The organism is Geodermatophilus sp. SYSU D00079, from assembly GCF_054050635.1.
On sequence record NZ_JBJGZS010000071.1, the window covers coordinates 1 to 543 of the forward strand.

1 rRNA gene is annotated in these 543 nt (G+C 47.5%); it reads right to left on the reverse strand.

The features are described from left to right. Positions 1–543, reverse strand: a 16S ribosomal RNA gene (locus tag ACI79E_RS22430); the annotation flags it as partial.

The window sequence follows — 543 nt, forward strand, 5'->3', positions numbered from 1 at the left end:
CCCCCGGAACCCAAAAACTTTGATTTCTCATAAGGTGCTGGCGGAGTCATCGAAAAAACATCCGCCAATCCCTAGTCGGCATCGTTTATGGTTGAGACTACGACGGTATCTAATCGTCTTCGAGCCCCCAACTTTCGTTCTTGATTAATGAAAACATCCTTGGCAAATGCTTTCGCAGTAGTTCGTCTTTCATAAATCCAAGAATTTCACCTCTGACAATGAAATACGAATGCCCCCGACTGTCCCTCTTAATCATTACTCCGGTCCTACAGACCAACAAGATAGGCCAGAGTCCTATCGTGTTATTCCATGCTAATGTATTCAGAGCGTAGGCTTGCTTTGAACACTCTAATTTACTCAAAGTAACCTCGCCGATTCCGAGTCCCAAGAAATGAATCCCAGGAGCCCGTCCCCGGCAGAAAGGTGGGCCACAGCAGTACTCACCATAGGCGGACCGCTGGAGCCCACCCGAAATCCAACTACGAGCTTTTTAACTGCAACAACTTAAATATACGCTATTGGAGCTGGAATTACCGCGGCTGC